Raw genomic sequence first — 19611 nt, 5'->3', positions numbered from 1 at the left:
CGTCACGTCCATCCTGGCAGGGACCGCCGACGGGGTGGTCCCGGGAGCGCCTCGGGGTGGACGCCCGCACGCGCGTTCCTTCCCGTCACGCCCGCGGTGGGAAGCGGTATCGCGCGTTGACGGTCGGAACGAACGACCCCCGACGCGCGATCCCACTCGCTCCGCGGGAACGGGCCGAGCTGCGCGGGAACGGGCCGAGCTCCGCGGGACCGGGCCGAGCACGCGCGGAACAGCCCACCGCCGCGGGACAGGCGGGCGGGGACAGGAACCCACCCCGCCCTCAGTGCGTGAACGCGTACGCGATGAGCGCCATCGTGACGATGAACCCCGCCAGGTAGTTGATCCACAGGAACCGCTTCCACCCCGCGTTCGCCGACTCGGCGCCCGCGTCGGTGACGTTCCACCACGGCAGCACGTTGAGCGCGTACGGGATCACGACCACGGCGGCGATCGGCCCCGGGAACGCCGAGAACAGCAGCGCGACGCCCGCGACGACGTACGCCACGAACGCCAGGCGCACGGTCGCCCGTGCACCGATGACCGTCGCCACGGAGCCGATGCCCCCCGCCCGGTCCGCGAGCACGTCCTGCACGGCACCGAACGCGTGCGAGGCGACGCCCCACAGGAAGAACGCGATGCACACGGCGACGAGCTGTCCGGTCCAGTGCGGTCCGGCGAGCGCCAGGCCGTAGACCGCCGGGGACACGAAGTGCGTCGACGAGGTCAGGGAGTCCAGGAACGGCTTCTCCTTGAACCGCAGTCCGGGTGCCGAGTAGGCGATGACGGCGAACACGCTGATCGCCAGCACGAGCCACGACCACGGGCCGTTGCCGCCGACACCGCCGAGCAGCACGAGCGCGACGAGGAACGGCACGTTCGTGACGACGACGGCCCACAGCGTGGTGCGGTGCACGCTCTTGTCGAGCAGCGCTCCTTCGACCCCGCCCTTCCGGGGGTTGACGAGGTCGGACTCGTAGTCGAAGACGTCGTTGATGCCGTACATCGCCAGGTTGTAGGGCACCAGGAAGTACACGACACCGACGAGCAGCGCCACGAGCGAGAAGCCGCCACCGCCGTCGACGCCGACGCCGCTGCCGAGCAGGTAGGCCGCCGCGAACGGGTAGGCGGTGTTCACCCAGCTGATCGGCCGGGACGACACGAACAGTGCGCCGAGGGTCGACTGCCGGGAGGCAGGGGTCGCCGTCATCGCGGGTCCTCCGGTTCGGGACGTGGTCGGGTCGTGAGCTCGGCGCGGTGGTCGCGGTCGAGCAGGACCCACAGGGACGGGAGCAGCAGCACGGCACCGACGGCGTAGGCCAGGTCCTCGACGGGGAACGCCCCGATCCGGAGCCCGGTGATGCGCGCCGGGTCGTACGCGACGATGCGCAGCGTGACGATGACGTTGTTGAAGACGATCGTCATGACGAGCAGCGCCACCCCGGCGACGACGCCGGTGACGGCGGTGACCCGTCGGCGTCGGGCAGCGTCCTCGCGCGTCCGGGCACGTCGGTCGGCCACCACGGCGGCGACGACCGCGAGCACGAGGGCGACGAGGAGGAACGGCACCGCGAGCAGCGCGTACACGCCCGACCCGTTCACGACCGGCTCCGACGGTCGGCGGCCCGCGCCACGATCGGCCGGACGGCGCCGAACAGGTTCATCGTCGTGTAGCAGAGCAGCAGCAGGAAGAAGAGCTCCTCGAGCGGGACGTCCGGGGCGAGCAGCACGCCCGTCAGCAGCCGGGTGGGGCCGATGAAGAAGATCCCGAGCGCGACGCCGAGCACGTCCCAGACGAGGAAGAACACGACACCGATCGCCATGACGGCCGCCGCGCGCCACGGTGCCCGCCAGAAGAACAGGCGGAACCGGGCGTCGAGCACGGTCATGCCGGTCAGGGAGACCAGCAGCCCGAGGAGGTAGAGCCCGTGCATCACCCAGCGGCCGTCGGCGTGGGGGTCCGCGTCGACGCTGCCGGGGTCACCCGCGGCGGGGCGCCGGCGGACCGCTCGAGCGGCGTCGGCAGGGGCTCGGTCGAGGTGTCGCCGTGGATGCGCTTCAGCAGGACCTCGGCGGAGATCAGGCACATCGGCAGCCCGATGCCCGGGATCGTCGAGGACCCGGCGTAGTACAGGCCGTCGACCTTGGCGGACGCGTTGCCCTCGCGGAAGAACGCGCTCTGCTTCAGCGTGTGCGCCGGGCCGAGCATGGAGCCGCTCCAGGCGTTGAAGTCGTCCGCGAAGTCGCGCGGGCCGATCGTGCGGCGGACGCGGATCCGGTCGCGGAGGTCCGGGACGCCCGAGCGCTCCGCGACGACGTCGATGGCCCGGTCGGCGATGCGCTCGACCTCCCAGTCGCCGGCGCCGTCGACGCCGCCCTTGCCGATGCCGACGTCGGCGGGCAGCGGCACCAGGATGAACAGGTTGCTCGACCCGCGCGGGGCGACGGTCGGGTCGGTCTCGGACGGTGCGCACACGTAGATCGAGGCGGGGTCCGGCACGTGCCGGTCGTCGCCGAAGACCGCGCCGAAGTTCGCCTTCCAGTCCGCGGTGAACATCAGCGTGTGGTGGAGCAGCCCGGGGACCGGTCCGTCGACGCCGAGGTACACGAGCACCGCAGACGGGCCCGGGTCGCGCTTCTTCCAGTGCGACTCGTCGTGCGTGCGGTGCTCGCGGTCGAGCAGCTGCATCTCGGTGTGGCGGAGGTCGGCGGCACTGACGACGACGTCCGCGGGAGCGACGTGCTGGACGCCGTCCCGGTCGCGGTGCACGACACCGGTGACGTGGTCGCCCTCGACGGTGATCCGCTCGACCTTGGCGCCGGCGATGATCTGGGCGCCCTCGGCCCGGGCGACGCGCTCGACCGCGGAGATGACCTCGGTGATGCCGCCCTTCGGGTAGAGCACCCCGTCGGCCAGGTCGAGGTGGCTCATCAGGTGGTACATGCTCGGCGCGGAGTACGGACTGGTGCCGAGGAACACGGCCGGGTAGCCGAGGACCTGCCACAGGCGGCGGTCGCGCACGGCGGTCTCGGCGAAGCTCGACAGCGGCTCGAGCAGCAGCCGCGCGAGCTTGCCCATGCGGAGCAGCACGTCGGGGGCGGCGAGCTTCCGGAAGTCCTGGAACGTGCCGTAGAGGAACCGACGGACGGCCATCTCGTACGTGTCGGCAGCGGAATCGAGGTACTTCGCCATCCGCTTGCCGGCGCCCGGCTCGATCGACTCGAACAGCTCGAGGTTGTCCTCGCGCGTCGCCCGGAGGTCGATCGGCTCGTCGTAGCCCTCGCTGTAGACCCGGTAGCCGGGGTCGAGCTTGACCAGGTCGAGCTGCTCGTCGGCGCTCGTGCCCAGCAGCTGGAAGAAGTGGTCGAAGACCTCGGGCATCAGGTACCAGCTGGGTCCGGTGTCGAACCGGAAGCCGTCCTGCTCCCACGTGCCGGCACGGCCGCCGAGCTGGGTGCGCTGCTCGAGCACGGTGACGGCGAAGCCGTCCCGCGCGAGCAGCGCTGCGGACGCGAGTCCGCTGATGCCGCCGCCGATGACGACGGCGCGACGCACGGGGACCTTGCGGGTGGTCTCCGGACGGGAGGCTCGTGACGGGCTCATGCTGGGCCTCCTGTGTGTCGGCTGGTCACCCTGCGCGACGTGATCGGCGCGCGTCCGGCGAGCACCTGCGCGGCGAGCCGCGCCTTGACGGGGTTCGGGACGCGCACACGGGTGGTGATGAGCCGGGTGGCCGGTGTGGCCGCGATCCGGTCGTTGAGTTCCTGGAACAGGGCGTGGGCCAGGCCGACGGCCTGGCGGGCGTCCTTCGGCAGCAGCGGGACGGTCCGTGCTGCCGTGTCGAGGTCGGCTTGGACGTCGTCGACCAGGCGGGTCTTGGTGGCCTCGTCGAAGGAGCGCAGGTCGACGCCCGGGAAGTACGAGCGGCCCAGCACCTCGAAGTCGGCGTGCAGGTCGCGGAGGAAGTTGACCTTCTGGAAGGCGGCGCCGAGGGCCCTGGCACCGTCGACGAGCACGGTGGCGTCGAACGTCGGCGTGCCGGCGCGGTACACGAAGGCGCGCAGGCACATCAGGCCCACGACCTCGGCCGAGCCGTACACATACGTGTCGAAGGACGCCTGGTCGTGTTCGGTCTGCTCGAGGTCCATCCGCATGGACGCGAAGAACGGCTTCGTCAGCTCCGGGCCGAACCCGGTCGTCCGTGCGGTCCTGGCGAACGCGTGCACCACCGGGTTCACCGAGAAGCCGTGCTCCATCGCACGCTCGGTGTCGGCCTCGAGCTCGTCGAGCACCGTGCGGGCGAGTGCCGGGTCGAGGCCGGCCTCGGTCGCCGGGCCGTCCACGACCTCGTCGGCGACGCGGACCAGGGCGTAGACGTTCGTGATGTGCTCGCGGGTGTCCTTCGTGAGCAGGCGCGACGCGAGCCCGAAGGACGTGGAGTAGCGGTCGATGACGACGGCGGACGCGGCCTCTGCGGTGGCGTCGTACAGCGGGAGCCGAGCGGCGTGCCCGCTGCCGGCCTTCGTGGTGCTCGTGGTCACCGGACGCGCTCCACCAGTTCCGACACCAGGGTCTCCAGACGGTCGGCCAGGTCGAAGGGCAGCGCGGCGAGCTCGGCCCGGGCGAGCGCGGTGTGCTCGCGGACCCGGACGAGTGCGGCGTCGTGGGCCCCGCAGTGCACGAGCAGGCGGCGCATCTCGGCAGCGCGTTCCTCGGTCAGGTCGGGATCACCGAGGTACGGCGCGAGCTCGGCCCAGCACTCGGTGGTGGCGGCGTAGGCGATGAGCATCGTGCGCTTGCCCTCGCGCAGGTCACCGATCGCGGTCTTGCCCGTCGCTGCTTCGTCGCCGAAGACCCCGAGCAGGTCGTCGACCACCTGGTAGGCGATGCCGATCTCGCGGCCGAAGGCGCCGAGCGCGGTGACGATCGACTCGTCGGCGCCGGCGAGCACGGCGCCGGACTGCAGCGGGGCCTCGAACGAGTAGACGCTCGTCTTCGCGCGCTCCATCGCCAGGACCTCGTCCACCGTCGGCATCACGCCGTGGGTCAGGTCGACGTCGGCCATCTCCCCGGCGGCACTGGCGAAGACGGCGTCGTCGAACAGGTCGAGCAGGCGGGTGCGCCGGTCGCCGTCCACGCCGCTCGACTCGATGAAGCGCGGGGCGCCGGAGAGCGCGAGGTCGCCGGCGATGACCGCGGCGCTCATCCCCCGGTGCTCGGCGGTCGGCAGCGGCAGGCCGCCCGTCGTGCCGGTGTCGCGGAAGGACCCGGCGACGTTGGGCTGCCCGCGGCGGGACCAGTCGCGGTCGATGACGTCGTCGTGCACGACCAGTGCGGTGTGGAGGAGTTCGTAGGCGGCGGCGACGTGCGACGCCGCGTGGACGTCGGTGCCGCCGAGGCCGGCGTACGCGGTGAGGACCATGCGAGGACGGAAGCGCTTGCCGCCCATGCTCGCCTTGCGGAGCACCCGCCAGAGTTCCTCGGAGGGGCGGCCGAAGGCCTGTGCCCGGGCCGAGGACACGACGAAGAAGCGCTCCAGGCACTCGTCGACCAGGGCGAGGTCGATGTGCGCCACGGTGGCCGCTTCGTCCGTCATTGGCCTAATCTATCGAACTAGATGAACCACTTCCCTGAAACCGTCGTGCTGCTGGCCGAAGACCGTACCCCGATCGGCACCGCGGACAAGTTCGCGGTGCACACCGATCACACGCCGCTGCACCTCGCCTTCAGCTGTCACGTCACCAACGCGGACGGCGACCTGCTCGTCACGCGGCGTGCGCTGTCGAAGAAGGCCTGGCCCGGTGTCTGGACGAACTCCTTCTGCGGCCACCCCGGCCCGGACGAGACGTTCGAGGACGCCATCGCCCGTCGTGCCGAGCGCGAACTCGGCATCACCGTGCGGGACGTGCAGAGCGTGCTGCCCGACTTCCGGTACCGGGCGGTCGACGCCTCCGGGATCGTGGAGAACGAGGTCTGCCCGGTGTTCCGCGCCGTGACCGACGACCTCCCCGCCCCCGCGGACGACGAGGTCTCGGAGTACGAGTGGCTCTCCGAGAGCGCGCTCCGCAGTGCCGTCTCGGCGGCGCCGTTCGCGTTCAGCCCGTGGCTCGGGTGGCAGCTCGAACAGCTGCCGGTCAACGCGCTCGACTGACCCCTCCGGGCGCGTCGCGGGCGTGTCCGTGCGCTCGGCGTCCCGGCCGTGCGGGTGCTGGCCTGCGGCGCACGGTCGGCGTTCCGTCGTCGTCGGTGCACGCCCGCCTCGCACCGTGCGGGTTCCCTCGGCCCGTGCGGGTTCCGTCGCCTCGCACCGTGCGCGTTCCCTCGGCCCGTGCGAGGTCGACCACCCGGTGCGGGCCTGTCCCGCGGCACGGGGTGCGCAAGCTCGCACCACGCGGCGGCCTCGCGCACGCCAGCCCGCCGTGGCCCGCACCCGCTCGGACCTCCCGGCTGGCACCCGGGCGGCAGGCGTGCATAATGATCTGGCTCGGAATGTGAACGTGCACATGGGCGTGCCACGACACCGAGCGGGAGAGAGCAAGCAATGGCGTCGACGCGGACACAGCCACCGCGATCGCCCAGCATCCGCGACGTCGCGCGGGTCGCTGGTGTGTCGCACCAGACCGTCTCACGGGTCCTGAACAACTCCGACGCCATCCGCGCCGAGACCCGCGACCGCGTGCTCGCCGCGATGGAGCAGCTGCAGTACCGGCCGAACCGGGCCGCCCGCGCGCTGGTCACGTCCCGCACCCGGACGATCGGGGTGCTGACGGCCCAGCGCTCCCACTACGGCCCCGCCGTCACGATGCAGGCCATCGAGGACGCCGCCGTCGCCCGCGGGTACTCCGTCACGACGGCGAACATCGCCGAGCCGACCGACACCGCCGTGCGCGACGGGCTCGGGCACCTGCTCGACCAGGACGTCGAGGGCATGATCGTGATCGCGCCGCAGCAGCGGGTGTTCGACCTCATCGAGGAGCTCGGCGTCCGCACGCCGTACGTCACCCTCCGCTCGAGCATCGGCGAGGACCCGACGGCGCTCTGGGTGGACCAGATGGAGGGCGCCAGGCTCGCCACCGCGCACCTGCTCGACCTCGGCCACGAGTACGTCCGCCACATCGCCGGCCCTCAGGACTGGATCGAGGCCGACGCCCGGATGCAGGGCTTCCTGCGCGAGATGTCCGACCGCGACAAGCCCGTGCAGCCGCCGATCCTCGGGGACTGGACCGCCGACTTCGGGTACCACGCCGGCCGTGAGCTCCTGCGGTACCGCGACTGCACCGCGGTGTTCTGCTCGAACGACGCGATGGCCCTCGGGGTCGTGCACGCCGCCAGGTCCTACGGGCTCGACGTGCCGGGCGACCTGTCCGTCGTGGGCTACGACGACATCCCCGAGGCGAAGCACTTCTGGCCGCCGCTGACCACCGTGCAGGTGGACTTCGCCGAGCTCGGGCGCCGCTGCGTCGACCTGCTCCTGCCCGACGAGGACGAGGTGCTCCGCGCGGTCGAGATCGTCCCGCAGCTCGTGGTCCGCGCGTCGACCAGCGCACCCCGCCACCGCGGGTAGTGGCCGGAGAACGCACCTCGGTCCGGGCGGACCATCGGGCTGGAGGCGCGGTGCCAGGCCGCCACGAGCCTCCCGTCCGATCCGCGGAACGCAGGCGATCGACCCCAGATCGGGGGACAACAGATGTCCGCGATCCCACCGACACCGCGACCGTTACCGAAACGCGACAGTGACGAATTGACACCTGTGGCGTCGCCGTGCGTAGTATTGCCTCCGTTCCAGCCGATGTGACCGTTCACATCACCGTCACACGGGCTGGGGCACTGGACGCGACAACGAAGTCCACGCAGGCCTCCTGCGCCTTCGCTGCCGCAGCAGGACCACCCGAAGGACTGCCGCATCGCAGCGGCAGAAGGAGATGCACCGTGGCGTCAACCCCGATCGACACCGGACTCGAGACCCGGTCGATCACAGCACCCGAGACCATCCTCGAGATGCGCTCGATCACCAAGGAGTTCCCTGGTGTCAAGGCCCTCTCGGAGGTCTCGCTCAACGTCCGCGCCGGCGAGGTCCACGCGATCTGCGGCGAGAACGGTGCCGGCAAGTCGACCCTCATGAAGGTCCTCTCCGGCGTCTACCCGTACGGGACCTACACCGGCGACATCGTCTTCGAGGGCCAGGAAGTCCGCTTCTCGGGCATCAAGCAGTCCGAGCAGGCCGGCATCGTGATCATCCACCAGGAGCTCGCGCTGATCCCGGAGCTCTCGATCACCGAGAACCTGTTCCTCGGCAACGAGCCCGGCCGGTTCGGCACCATCGACTGGACCGCCGCCCAGCTGCGCGCCCAGGACCTGCTCGCCCGCGTCGGTCTCCGTGACGACCCGGACACGCAGATCAAGAACATCGGCGTCGGCAAGCAGCAGCTCGTGGAGATCGCGAAGGCGCTGCACAAGGACGTCAAGCTGCTCATCCTCGACGAGCCCACCGCGGCCCTGAACGAGAACGACTCACAGCACCTGCTCGACCTGATCGTCGGCCTCAAGGCCAAGGGCATCTCGAGCATCATCATCAGCCACAAGCTCAACGAGATCGAGCAGATCGCGGACAGCATCACGATCATCCGCGACGGCAAGACCATCGAGACGCTCAACGTCAAGGCGGACGGCGTCAACGAGGACCGCATCATCCGCGGCATGGTCGGCCGCTCGCTCGAGTCGCGCTTCCCCGACCGCACCCCGAAGATCGGCGAGACCTTCTTCGAGGTCCGCGACTGGACCGTGCAGCACCCGCTCGACTCCTCGCGCCTGGTGTGCAAGGGCTCGAACTTCCACGTGCGACGCGGCGAGATCGTCGGGTTCGCCGGGCTGATGGGCGCCGGACGCACCGAGCTCGCGATGAGCCTCTTCGGCCACTCGTACGGCACCTTCCTCGGCGGCACGGTCGTCAAGGACGGCCGCGAGATCAAGCTCAACACCGTGCAGCAGGCCATCGACAACGGCATCGGCTACGTCTCCGAGGACCGCAAGGCCCTCGGCCTGAACCTGCTCGACACCGTCAAGCGCTCCACCGTCGCCGCCGACCTGCGGAAGATCTCGAAGGCCGGTGTCGTCGACTCGCTCGAGGAGTACTCGGTCGCCGAGAAGTACCGCAAGATGCTCCGCACGAAGGTGCCGAGCGTCGAGGACAACGTCGGCAAGCTCTCCGGCGGGAACCAGCAGAAGGTCGTCCTGTCGAAGTGGATGTTCACCGACCCCGACCTGCTCATCCTCGACGAGCCCACCCGCGGCATCGACGTCGGCGCGAAGTTCGAGATCTACGGCATCATCCAGCAGCTCGCGGCCGAGGGGAAGGGCATCATCCTCATCTCGTCCGAGCTCCCCGAGCTCCTCGGGCTCTCCGACCGCATCTACACCATCTTCGAGGGTCAGATCACCGCTGACCTGCCGGCCGACCAGGCCGATCCTGAATCGCTCATGCGCAGCATGACCTCCGCGCGGAAGGGCGCCACAGCCTCATGAACAACCTGAAACAGCTCTTCGGCAAGGGCAACAGCATCGGCCAGTACGGCATGGTCATCGCGCTCATCGCGCTGCTGATCTTCTTCTCGATCACGACCCAGGGCCTCATCCTCGAGCCCACCAACGTGATCAACCTGTTCCTGCAGTACTCCTACATCCTCATCCTGGCGCTCGGCATGGTCATGGTGATCATCGCCGGCCACATCGACCTGTCGGTCGGTTCGGTCGCGGCGGTCGTCGGCATCATCGTGGCGCAGTCCATGGCGGTCTGGCACTTCCCGGTGTGGACCGCGATCATCCTCGGCCTCGCCGTCGGTGCCCTCATCGGTGCCTGGCAGGGCTTCTGGGTCGCGTTCGTCCGGGTCCCGGCGTTCATCGTGACGCTGGCCGGCCAGCTCATCTTCCGTGGCGTCAACCAGATCATCGGCAACTCGACCTCGGTCCCCGTCCCGGACGCCTACACCCCGATCGGCGCCGGCTTCCTCGGTGACTTCGGTCCGGACTTCGGCTACAGCAACGGCACCCTGCTCATCGGGCTCGTCACCATCGCCGCGCTGATCATCATCGAGGCCCGCGGCCGTGGCCGTCGTCGCAAGATGCAGGCCGAGGTCCCGCCGCTGTGGGTCTCCGTCGTCCGCACCGGCATCCTCGTCGCGGTCACGCTCGTCGCCACGTACCTGTTCGGCGCCGGCCCCGTCGGCACCTCGGTCCCGATCGTCGCGATCATCCTCGGTGTCCTGACGATCATCTACGGCTTCGTCACGAAGAACACGATCTTCGGTCGCCAGGTCTACGCGGTCGGTGGCAACTCCAGCGCCGCGGTGCTCTCCGGTGTCAGCGCGAAGAAGGTCAACTTCTTCGTCATGATGAACATGTCCGTCCTCGCCGCCGTCGCCGGCATGGTGTTCGTCGCCTACTCGGGTGCCTCCGGCCCCGCGGACGGCACCGGGTGGGAGCTCGACGCGATCGCCGCGGTGTTCGTCGGTGGTGCCGCCGTCGCCGGTGGCGTCGGCACGATCTCCGGCTCGATCATCGGTGGTCTCGTGATGGCGCTGCTGTCCAACGGCCTGCAGCTGATGGGCCTCGAGTCCAACAAGGTGCAGATCATCCGCGGTCTGGTGCTGCTCGTCGCCGTCGCCTTCGACGTCTACTCGAAGTCGCAGGGGCGTCCGTCCCTCATCGGCGGCATGATGCGGCAGTTCCAGCGCAAGGACACCGAGCAGAACACGGTGGCGGCCCAGCAGCCGCGGTCCATCGAGGACCAGCCCGAGAAGGTCACCCTCCCCTAGCCCTCCACCCCTCACAGCGGGGCCTCGGCCCCACCCTCCTCAACGAAGAGAAAGCAATCACATGCGCAAGAAGATCGTCGCCGGCCTCAGCCTGGCGCTCATCACGGGCCTCGCCCTCAGCGGCTGCTCGGCCCGTGGCTCGGACTCCGGCAGCGGCTCCGACGCCAGCATCAAGAAGGGCGACCTCATCGGCGTCGCGCTCCCCGCCAAGACCTCGCAGAACTGGGTCCTCGCGGGCGCCGCGTTCAAGAAGTCGATCGAGGACGCCGGCTTCAAGGCCGACATCCAGTACGCCAACGCCGGCAACCCGGTCCCCGACCAGCAGTCGCAGATCTCGGGCATGATCACCAAGGGCGCCAAGGCCGTCATCATCGGTGCCGCCGACGGTTCGCAGCTCACCTCGCAGGTCAAGTCGGCGAAGTCCTCGGGCGCCGTCGTCATCGCCTGGGACCGCAACATCCTGAACACGAAGAACGTCGACTACTACGTCGCGTTCAACAACTACAAGGTCGGCCAGCTGCAGGCCAACGCCCTCCTCAAGGGCCTCAAGGAGAAGAAGGGCGACGGACCCTACAACGTCGAGCTCTTCGCCGGTTCCGCCGACGACGCCAACGCGACCGTCTTCTTCAACGGTGCGATGAACGTCCTGCAGCCGAAGATCGACGACGGCACGATCAAGGTCGTCTCGGGTCAGACCACCTTCCAGAAGGTGCAGACCAAGGGCTGGCTCGCGCAGAACGCCCAGTCGCGCATGACCGACCTGATCTCGCAGTACTACTCGGGCGACACCAAGCTCGACGGCGTCCTGTCGCCGAACGACACGCTCGCCCGTGCGATCCTCACCGCGACCAAGGCCGCCGGCAAGGAGAACCCGGTCGTCACCGGTCAGGACTCCGAGACCGCGTCGATCCCGCTCATCATGAACGGCACGCAGTACTCGACCATCTACAAGAACACGACGGACGAGGCCCAGGCGGCCATCGACCTGGTGTCCGACATCGCCGACGGCAAGACGCCGAAGACGACCAAGGACAAGAACAACGACAACGGTGCGAAGGTCGTCCCCGCCGTCGAGCTCACCCCGGTGCTCGTCACGAAGGACAACGCCGTCGAGGCCTACAAGGGCAACGACGCACTCGAGCAGCTGGCCAAGGCCGGCGAGTAGTCACTCGTCCCACCCACAGGGCCCCGTCCGCATCGCGGACGGGGCCCTGTGCCGTCTCCCCGGCACGCTCGCCCGGACCCGGACCCGGACCCGGACCGGAACCCGGACCCGGACCCGGACCCGGACCCGGAACGGATTCCGAATTGCCGGCTGACGGATCCGGTTCCGGATCCTCGGGCCGAGCCGACCAGATCCGTCAACACCAGATCGCGATGTCGTCCCCCGGCCGGCTCGATGCAGTGGCCGCGATCGCGGCCGGACCGGAGGCCCGGAAGCCCGGAAGCGAGTTCGGCCGTTCGGCCATCCGCCCGCTCGCGCATCTGACAGGACATCCGGACAGCCGGACCGCCGTTCGTCCGTCCATCCGTCCGTCGACATGGGACGGTTCCCGGAACGGCGGCTGACGGATCCGGTTCCGGATCCTCGGGCTGAGCCGACCAGATCCGTCAACACCAGATCGCGACGTCAGCGTACGGCCGGGCCGAGGCCGTGGTCGCGACCACGGCTGGACGGGAGGCGCGGTGCCAGCGCGGACCGAGCCTCCCGTCCGGTGGGACGTGCGCTGGCGACCGGCCGCACCCGCCGTCAGCGCTGGCTGGCCCGGAGTCGCTGCGCTGCCTGCTGCAGGTGCGGGACGTCGACCTGCGCGGTCCCGAGGACGAGTGCGGGGGTGGTGTCGAAGTACCGGCGCGTGAGGCGCTCCCCCAGCAGCGAGACGCGCGACCACGGGATGCCGGGCTCGCCGGCGGTCACGGCGACGGGGAGCATCCGCACCGCCTCGCCGATCTCGACCAGGCGCATCCGGACGGCGTCGTACACGACGTCGTCCGGCAGGGTGTCCGCCGAGACGTAGCGGCCGATCACGCGGCAGGCGCGGATGACGTCCGCGAGTCGTTGGTCGACGTCCCGGTTCACAGGGGCACCGCCTGCCGGACGACCTCCGGGCGCATGCCGTCGGCGGCGACGACGTCGACCCGCACGCCGAGCACCTCCTCGGCGGCGTCCTGGATCCGCATCAGCGTGAACATGCCGAGACCCGGGCAGAGGTCGACCATCAGGTCGACGTCGCTGTCCGGGCCGTCCTCGCCGCGCGCGACGCTGCCGAACAGGCGCGGGTTGGTGCCGCCGAGACGGGTGACGGCGTCGCACAGTTCGGTGCGGTGGGCTGCGACGCGCTCGCGGAGCGACGACACGGTGGCCAACGGCTCGAGGTCGATCACCGTCAGGAACCCGGCGGCGCGGAGCAGCCGCTGCAGGGCGGCGAGGGAGGGCTCGCGGCGACCGTTCTCGTACGTGCTGATGACGCTCTGCGTGACCCCTGCACGACGGGCGAGCTGCACCTGGGTGAGGGCGGCGCGGTCGCGGGCGTCGCGGATCAGGTCAGCGGCGGAGACGGGCGGCGGTGTCCGTGTCGGAGCTCCGGTCATGGTGCAACGATACACACCATTCTGTATTTCGCAGCCAGACGGCGTCAGTCGCGCTCGGACACGTCCGCACGGTGGAAGTTGAGCGCCGAGCGGGACGCCGTCGGGCCGCGCTGTCCCTGGTAGCGGGACTGGTACTCGGCCGAGCCGTAGGGCTTGTCCGCCGGGCTCGACAGCTGGAAGAAGCAGAGCTGCCCGATCTTCATGCCCGGCCAGAGCTTGATCGGCAGGGTGGCCACGTTCGAGAGCTCGAGCGTGACGTGGCCCGAGAAGCCCGGGTCGATGAAGCCCGCGGTGGAGTGCGTCAGCAGGCCGAGACGACCGAGCGAGCTCTTGCCCTCGAGCCGGGCCGCGATGTCGTCGGGCAGCGTGACGACCTCGTACGTCGAGCCGAGGACGAACTCGCCGGGGTGCAGCACGAAGGCCTCGTCCGGGTCGGTCTCCACCAGCCGGGTGAGGTCGGGCTGGTCGACCGCGGGGTCGATGTGCGGGTACTTGTGGTTGTCGAACAGCCGGAAGTACTTGTCCAGACGGACGTCGATGCTCGACGGCTGCACGAGCGAGGCGTCGTGGGGGTCGAGGCCGATCCGTCCGGCGGCGAGCTGGGCGGTGATGTCGCGGTCGGAGAGCAGCACGGTACCGAAGCCTAGCGGCCGGGATCGACGCGCCGGTAGGCTGGCCGGCTGCCCTGCACCGTGCTCGGTGGCGGGAGGGGACCACCGTGTACCGCGTCATCGAGCTCGACGTACCGAGGACCATGGACGACGACCCGGCGGCCGTCGCGGCGTTCCGCGAGTGGGTGGCGGTGTCGGCCCGGTCCGAGGTGGCCGTCCACGGACTGGCCGAGCTCGTCTGGACCGCCGAGGCCCAGCTCGCGATGATGCACGACCCCGAGGCGCCGAGTCGGTTGTTCGTCGTGCGGGACGAGGACGACCTCGTCGTCGCTGCCGGGTCCTACGACTCGAAGACCGCGGCCGGCACCCCGAACTGCTGGCTCTCCGTCGGCGTCGACCCCGACCACCGTCGTCGTGGCGTCGGAACACTGCTCGCCGACCACCTGGAGGGCATCGCCCGGGCCGAGGGCCGCACCCAGTGGAAGACGTACGCCGTGTCGCGGCAGGTCGGGCCGGCGACCGGGCCCGGGTACCTACAGGCGCCCACCGGGTTCGGTGCCGTGCCGGAGGACGAGGCCGGCGTGCGCTTCCTGACCGGTCGCGGGTGGCGGTTCGGCCAGGTGAACCGGATCAGCCGGCTCACGCTGCCCACCGACGCCTCGGTCGTGCGCACCCTGCACGACCGCGCCGTGGCCGCCGCTGGCCCGGGGTACCGGGTGCACGCCTGGACCGGCCCGACACCGCCGCGGTGGCAGGAGGGCATCGCGCTGCTCGAGACCCGGATGAGCACCGACGCCCCCGAGGGCGACATGGAGGAGCCCGAGGACGTCTGGACCGTGGAGCGCCTGCAGGAGCACGACGCGCTGCTCGACGCGTCACCGCGCACGATGCTCACCGTCGCCGTCGAACACGTCCCGACCGGGGTCCTCGCCGGGTTCACGCAGCTGGCGGTGCCGGACGAGGTGGCCGAGCCCGTCTTCCAGTGGGACACCCTCGTGCTGCGCGAGCACCGTGGGCACCGGCTCGGGTGGCTGCTCAAGGTGGTGGGCATCGAGACGGTCGAGCGGGACCACCCCGGACACCCGTCGATCATCACCTTCAACGCCGAAGAGAACCGTCCGATGCTCGACGTCAACGAAGCCGTGGGCTTCGTCGGCGTCGGCAGCGAGGGGATCTGGGAGCACCGGGTCAGCGGTGGGGGCGCCGGGGGCGCCGGAGGCGCCGAGTGTGCCGGCGGTGCCGGGGGTGCCGGGTAGGGTCGGCCGCATGACGCGCTCACGGGGGATGCAGGCACTCATCGACGACGGGGTCTTCCTGGCCTACGAGGCCCAACTGGCATTGGCTGACCGCTTCGAGGACCACGAGCACTGGGACGTGGACCTGGCAGCGGGGCAGTTCCACTTCTCCGGGGCGAACCCGGCCACCTTCCCGGTGCAGTTCCTCGGCACCGCTGCCCCGGGCCCGCGCAGCTGGTTGTGGGGATGGGCGAACCCGGGCCAGCACCCGGAGTCGGTGCTCACCGCGGCCACCGCGACACGGGCGCTCGGCGAACGGTACGACGTCCCCGAGCTCGTGCAGGGCGAGGTGGCGTTCGACGGCGCCCCCGACGACGACGCCGTCCGCACCGGGTACGAGCTCGGGTGGGGCCTGTCCATCGCAGCACGGCTGGCGAGCGGCACCTGGTTCGGCTACAACGCCGACGTCGGCGGGGGCACCCGGGTGTGGCTGCTGCTCGAGGGACTGCTCTTCGACGCCCCGACGGTCCCCCGCATGCTCCGCGTGTTCGGTGAGGGCATCCGGTCGATCGAGGTCCAGGACCACCGTCGAGCCGTCGCGAGCTGGGCGTCGCTCCGCGGTGCGCCGTGGGACGGTCGCACACTGCCCCTGTCCGGCGGCACGATCACGGTGGACTTCGACGAGCAGGGACGCCTGGGGCACATGGAGGGCACCGCGGCTTCCTGAGCAGACGGACGGCGTGGATCCAGGCCCGCGCGTCTACGATGGAGGGTCCGCGGTCTCGCGGGCGAAAGCGTCCCCGGAACAGGTCGATGTCCGTCACCACCACCGCAACCACCGCTGGAGGCCCGACGCCGGAAGCGGCGCCCGTCACCGCTCGCACGTCCACCGTCGCGACCGTGCTCGCCGTCGCCGTGCCGCTCGCCGTCGCGTGCTCGATCCTCGGCATGACCGTGACCGGGGCCTTCACCGCGAACCAGCAGCTCGTCAGCGCCGGCGACCTCGTGCAGTACGGCCTCCCCGTTGCGCGGGCCGTGCACGACACCATGGCCGCGCTGACGATCGGCCTGCTCATCGTCGCGGCGTTCGCACTGCCGGCACAGAAGGCCGACCACCGAGCCATCTCGAGCGTCCAGCACCGGGCGGTGCGCTGGGCGGCGACGACCGGGGCCGTGTGGTTCCTCGCCGCCGTCGTGGGCATCGTCTTCACGGGCGCGAACACGCTCGGGTCCTCGATCACGTCGCCGCTGTTCGCCCGCAACTTCATGGTCTTCGCGTTCCAGGTCGAGATCGGGCAGTCGCTCGTGGTGTCGGCCGTCGCGATCCTCGTCGCCACGGTGTTGGCCGCCTTCGCCACCCGTGTCACCACGCTCGCGGTGGCCACGGTCGCCGGGCTGTTCGCGCTGCTGCCCCTCGCCCTCTCCGGGCACGCCGCCGGGTCGCTCGAGCACGCCAACGCGGTCAACTCCCTCGCGATCCACCTCATCGGGGTGTGCGTCTGGGCCGGCGGCCTGGTCGCCGTGCTCCTGCTCCGCACCGGTACGAAGGGCGCCACCGGCCGCGTCGTCGCGCGGTACTCGACCCTCGCCGGGTGGTCGTTCGCGGCCGTCGCCTTCTCGGGCATCGTCAACGCGTCCCTCCGGCTGACCGGTCCGCTCGACCTGGTCACGACGACCTACGGCTGGCTCATCACGGTCAAGGCCGTGATCCTCGTGCTGCTCGGACTGGCCGGGATCGTCCAGCGCCGCAAGCTCGTCCCCGCCCTGCTGCGCTCCCCGCTCGACCGCCGCTCCTTCACGCGGTTCGCCCTGGCCGAGGTCGTCTTCATGGCGATCGCCATCGGTGTCTCGGTCGCGGTGTCGCGCAGCCAGCCGCCGATCCCCCAGACACCCGAGACCGGCCAGGACACCCGCTCCGGGCTCATCGGCTACCCGTACCCGCCGACGCAGACGCTCCACACGTTCCTGACGCAGTGGCACATCGACTGGGTGTGGCTCGCGCTCGCCGTCGTCGGAGCCGGCTGGTACCTGCTCGCGGTGCGCAAGCTCCGCAAGCGCGGGGACTCGTGGCCCGTCGGCCGCACGATCTCGTGGGTGCTCGGCTGCGCCGTGTTCATCTGGACGACCTCGGCCGGGCCGTCGGTCTACGGCATGATCCACTTCTCGTCGCACATGATCCAGCACATGCTGCTGATGATGTTCGTGCCGCTGCCGCTCGTGCTCGGCGGCCCGGTGCTGCTCGCCCTGCGGACCCTGCCGGTGCGCAACGACGGCTCCCGCGGAGCCCGCGAGTGGTTGATGCTGTTCGTGCACTCGCGCTACATGCAGTTCATGGCCAAGCCGGCCGTCGCCGGGGTGATCTTCGCCGGGTCCCTCGTGGTGTTCTACTTCACGCCCGCGTTCCAGTTCGCGATGCAGTCGCACGAGTGGCACGTCGCGATGGTCGTCCACTTCGTGCTGAGCGGCTACCTGTTCTTCTGGGTCTTCGTCGGCATCGACCCGGGCCCCCAGCGCCCCCAGTACCCGATCCTCATCATCGCGCTGCTGGCGACCCTGGCGTTCCACGCGTTCTTCGGCGTCGCGGTGATGACGTCGCAGGCCGTGTACGCCGCCGACTGGTTCCACGCCCTCGGGCAGACGAACGACGTCGGGCTGCTCGCCGACCAGCACACCGGCGGCGGCATCGCGTGGGGTGCCTCCGAGCTGCCGATGGTGTTCGTCGCGCTGCTCGTCGTCCGGAACTGGGTGAAGTCGGACAAGCGCGACGCGAAGCGCCTCGACCGCCAGGCAGAGCGGGACGGCGACGCGGAGCTCAAGGCCTACAACGAGCGCCTGAGCGCGATGCGCCAGCGCGACTGAGCGGCGTCTCGGCTCAGTCGCCGTGCACGATGCACACGGCGTCGAGGTCCATCGCGGCCTCGAGCGCTGCGCTGATCCCGGACTCGCCGTCCGGGCCCGCGGGCATCACCGTGTCGACCCACCACACGGGGATCGTCATGGGCGGGGCGTCCGGCAGGATCCGCTCGACCTCGTCGAGCACGTCCACGCGTCGGACCCCGAGCACCGTCACCACGGGGTGGTCCTGGTCACGGCAGACCTGCATCACGGGGCCGTCGTCGAGCGCCCGCACACCCCAGGTGTCATCGTGCAGGAGCAGCGCCTCGGCGACCTCCCGCACCTCCACCGGGCCCCGGCAGAGCAGGGTCACGTCACGCGGCACCGTGCGCTCCGTGCACGCCACCGGCGCTGACGTGTCCGTCGAGGGAGCCCTCGTCGTGCGAGGGGTCGAGCGGAGCGCCACCGACGAGCTGCAGGAAGCGGTCCTCGTCGATGCGGTCGAGGAAGGCCTCGAGCGCCGTCCACCCGTCCTCGAGCCGGACGATGAGCCCGGCACCGTCGGAACCGGCACCGTCGCGACCGGTCCCGCCCACGAAGCTCGACGTCGAGGTGTGCGGCGGCGGCCACACGTCCCCGCGGTCGAGGAGCCCGGTGGCCTCGGGTCCGACGACGACCGCGAGTGGTGCCGGCTCCCCGTGGGACACGGGCCGGACGAGGTGGTCGGCGTCACCACGGCGCTGCATGACCACGCCGAACACCGGCATGACCTCGCCAGCGACGCGCTGGACGGCGTCGAGCATCCGCTCGGCGAGCGCCGGGTCGGTTCCCTCGTCGGGCACGGTCAGGACGGCGGACATGGTCTCGATAACGACGCCGTCGGTCAGGTGCGCGGTCATCGTCGCGGAGAAGCCGTCGCCCACCGCGTAGGACGTGCTGATGCCCGGGGACTCGTGCTTGGCGTACTGCGTGACGACCCAGCGGTCCCACGGCACGGCGAGCGGCTCGGTGGTGCCCCACCGTGTCGGACAGGTGCCGACCGTGTGACAGAGGGCCTCGATCGCGGAGCCGATGTCGACCGCCCGCTCGGCGTGGTGGCGGAGGGTCAGGTCGATGCTGATCTGCCGGACGGACCCCTCGGCGACCGGGTGTGCGAGCGAGGGCACCCCGAGCAGCTCCGGTCCGTGCGTCGCGAAGTCCGTGACGTCCGTGGCCTCGACCCCGGTCCGGCCGTCGCGCAGGCTGCCGTCCGGCGCCGTCACGGCCCAGGCCGCTCCGTACGCTCCGAGTGCGTGGCGCAGTGCGGGTGTGATGGCGGCGTCGGGGCGGGTCCGCAGGACGACGACGCGTTCTGCGGCCGAAGCGCGCTGCAGCAGGGAGGCCAGCGCGTCCGTCAGCCACACCACGTGGGAGTCGGAATCGACCACGATCGCGGAGCCGATCACGTCGTCGATGAGGGGATGCCTGACCATCCGGGCCTCCTCGGGGTCGGGGTCGATCAACTCCCTGGACGGTACACACGGCCCCGA

At 70.7% G+C, this 19611-nt stretch carries 19 protein-coding genes; 8 read left to right on the top strand and 11 right to left on the bottom strand.

Going from position 1 to position 19611, the window contains the following annotated elements; all coding sequences use genetic code 11:
• Window positions 1-280 precede the first annotated feature (280 nt).
• Genes ITJ68_RS03680 through ITJ68_RS03655 form a run of 6 tightly spaced genes read right to left on the bottom strand, consistent with a single transcriptional unit; the run spans window position 281 to window position 5594 of the window.
• Complete coding sequence (locus ITJ68_RS03680) at window positions 281-1207, bottom strand: prenyltransferase (RefSeq protein ID WP_194659952.1); 927 nt, start codon at window positions 1205-1207, stop codon at window positions 281-283.
• Window positions 1204-1599: a lycopene cyclase domain-containing protein gene (locus ITJ68_RS03675; protein WP_323743205.1), complete on the bottom strand. Its 396-nt coding sequence runs from the start codon at window positions 1597-1599 to the stop codon at window positions 1204-1206. Before ITJ68_RS03675 ends, ITJ68_RS03680 begins: the two co-directional genes overlap by 4 nt.
• The gene (locus ITJ68_RS03670) at window positions 1596-1931 is read right to left on the bottom strand and encodes a lycopene cyclase domain-containing protein (RefSeq protein WP_194660182.1); all 336 of its coding nucleotides are present in this window, start codon (window positions 1929-1931) and stop codon (window positions 1596-1598) included. Before ITJ68_RS03670 ends, ITJ68_RS03675 begins: the two co-directional genes overlap by 4 nt.
• On the bottom strand, window positions 1931-3601 hold the full coding sequence (gene crtI, locus ITJ68_RS03665; protein WP_194659951.1) for a phytoene desaturase family protein: 1671 nt from the start codon (window positions 3599-3601) through the stop codon (window positions 1931-1933). Before crtI ends, ITJ68_RS03670 begins: the two co-directional genes overlap by 1 nt.
• Window positions 3598-4539 (bottom strand): phytoene/squalene synthase family protein, encoded by a 942-nt coding sequence (locus tag ITJ68_RS03660; protein WP_194659950.1) that lies wholly within the window; start codon window positions 4537-4539, stop codon window positions 3598-3600. The genes crtI and ITJ68_RS03660 overlap by 4 nt, the downstream gene beginning before the upstream one ends.
• Window positions 4536-5594, bottom strand: coding sequence for a polyprenyl synthetase family protein (locus tag ITJ68_RS03655; protein WP_194659949.1), 1059 nt, complete (start codon window positions 5592-5594; stop codon window positions 4536-4538). Before ITJ68_RS03655 ends, ITJ68_RS03660 begins: the two co-directional genes overlap by 4 nt.
• 21 nt (window positions 5595-5615) lie before the next feature.
• Between ITJ68_RS03655 and idi the strand changes: the two genes are divergently transcribed.
• From idi to ITJ68_RS03630, 5 genes are all read left to right on the top strand, one after another.
• Window positions 5616-6149, top strand: a complete 534-nt coding sequence (idi, locus tag ITJ68_RS03650) for an isopentenyl-diphosphate Delta-isomerase (RefSeq protein ID WP_194659948.1) — start codon at window positions 5616-5618, stop codon at window positions 6147-6149.
• Between the two features lie 390 nt (window positions 6150-6539).
• A complete protein-coding gene (locus ITJ68_RS03645; RefSeq protein WP_194629177.1) occupies window positions 6540-7562 on the top strand; it encodes a LacI family DNA-binding transcriptional regulator in 1023 nt (340 codons plus the stop codon).
• A gap of 434 nt (window positions 7563-7996) precedes the next feature.
• Window positions 7997-9520, top strand: coding sequence for a multiple monosaccharide ABC transporter ATP-binding protein (gene mmsA / locus ITJ68_RS03640; RefSeq protein WP_194660181.1), 1524 nt, complete (start codon window positions 7997-7999; stop codon window positions 9518-9520).
• Window positions 9517-10809, top strand: a complete 1293-nt coding sequence (gene mmsB, locus ITJ68_RS03635; protein ID WP_194659947.1) for a multiple monosaccharide ABC transporter permease — start codon at window positions 9517-9519, stop codon at window positions 10807-10809. Before mmsA ends, mmsB begins: the two co-directional genes overlap by 4 nt.
• Before the next feature lie 61 nt (window positions 10810-10870).
• Complete coding sequence (locus ITJ68_RS03630) at window positions 10871-11974, top strand: sugar-binding protein (protein ID WP_194659946.1); 1104 nt, start codon at window positions 10871-10873, stop codon at window positions 11972-11974.
• A 585-nt stretch (window positions 11975-12559) separates the two neighbouring features.
• Here the strand turns inward: ITJ68_RS03630 and ITJ68_RS03625 are convergent.
• The 3 genes from ITJ68_RS03625 to dcd are packed head-to-tail and all read right to left on the bottom strand — an operon-like array spanning window position 12560 to window position 14033.
• Complete coding sequence (locus ITJ68_RS03625; protein WP_194659945.1) at window positions 12560-12889, bottom strand: DUF86 domain-containing protein; 330 nt, start codon at window positions 12887-12889, stop codon at window positions 12560-12562.
• Window positions 12886-13401, bottom strand: coding sequence for a helix-turn-helix domain-containing protein (locus tag ITJ68_RS03620; protein ID WP_194659944.1), 516 nt, complete (start codon window positions 13399-13401; stop codon window positions 12886-12888). The genes ITJ68_RS03625 and ITJ68_RS03620 overlap by 4 nt, the downstream gene beginning before the upstream one ends.
• Window positions 13402-13445: 44 nt before the next feature.
• Window positions 13446-14033, bottom strand: a complete 588-nt coding sequence (gene dcd, locus ITJ68_RS03615; protein WP_071279613.1) for a dCTP deaminase — start codon at window positions 14031-14033, stop codon at window positions 13446-13448.
• Between the two features lie 86 nt (window positions 14034-14119).
• Between dcd and ITJ68_RS03610 the strand changes: the two genes are divergently transcribed.
• From ITJ68_RS03610 to ITJ68_RS03600, 3 genes are all read left to right on the top strand, one after another.
• Complete coding sequence (locus ITJ68_RS03610; protein WP_194659943.1) at window positions 14120-15268, top strand: GNAT family N-acetyltransferase; 1149 nt, start codon at window positions 14120-14122, stop codon at window positions 15266-15268.
• 10 nt (window positions 15269-15278) lie between these two features.
• The gene (locus ITJ68_RS03605; RefSeq protein WP_194659942.1) at window positions 15279-15974 is read left to right on the top strand and encodes a DUF6882 domain-containing protein; all 696 of its coding nucleotides are present in this window, start codon (window positions 15279-15281) and stop codon (window positions 15972-15974) included.
• Window positions 15975-16060: 86 nt separating this feature from the next.
• On the top strand, window positions 16061-18106 hold the full coding sequence (locus ITJ68_RS03600; RefSeq protein WP_194659941.1) for a cytochrome c oxidase assembly protein: 2046 nt from the start codon (window positions 16061-16063) through the stop codon (window positions 18104-18106).
• Between the two features lie 13 nt (window positions 18107-18119).
• Here the strand turns inward: ITJ68_RS03600 and ITJ68_RS03595 are convergent, their stop codons facing one another.
• A complete protein-coding gene (locus ITJ68_RS03595; protein ID WP_139200826.1) occupies window positions 18120-18467 on the bottom strand; it encodes a hypothetical protein in 348 nt (115 codons plus the stop codon).
• On the bottom strand, window positions 18457-19584 hold the full coding sequence (locus ITJ68_RS03590) for a DUF6177 family protein (protein ID WP_194659940.1): 1128 nt from the start codon (window positions 19582-19584) through the stop codon (window positions 18457-18459). Before ITJ68_RS03590 ends, ITJ68_RS03595 begins: the two co-directional genes overlap by 11 nt.
• Window positions 19585-19611: the final 27 nt, after the last annotated feature.

The sequence above is a fragment of the Curtobacterium sp. VKM Ac-1395 genome (assembly GCF_015350975.1).
Lineage (GTDB): Bacteria > Actinomycetota > Actinomycetes > Actinomycetales > Microbacteriaceae > Curtobacterium.
Note: the sequence above shows the minus strand (reverse complement) of the source record. Positions and strands in the feature narration are given on the sequence as shown.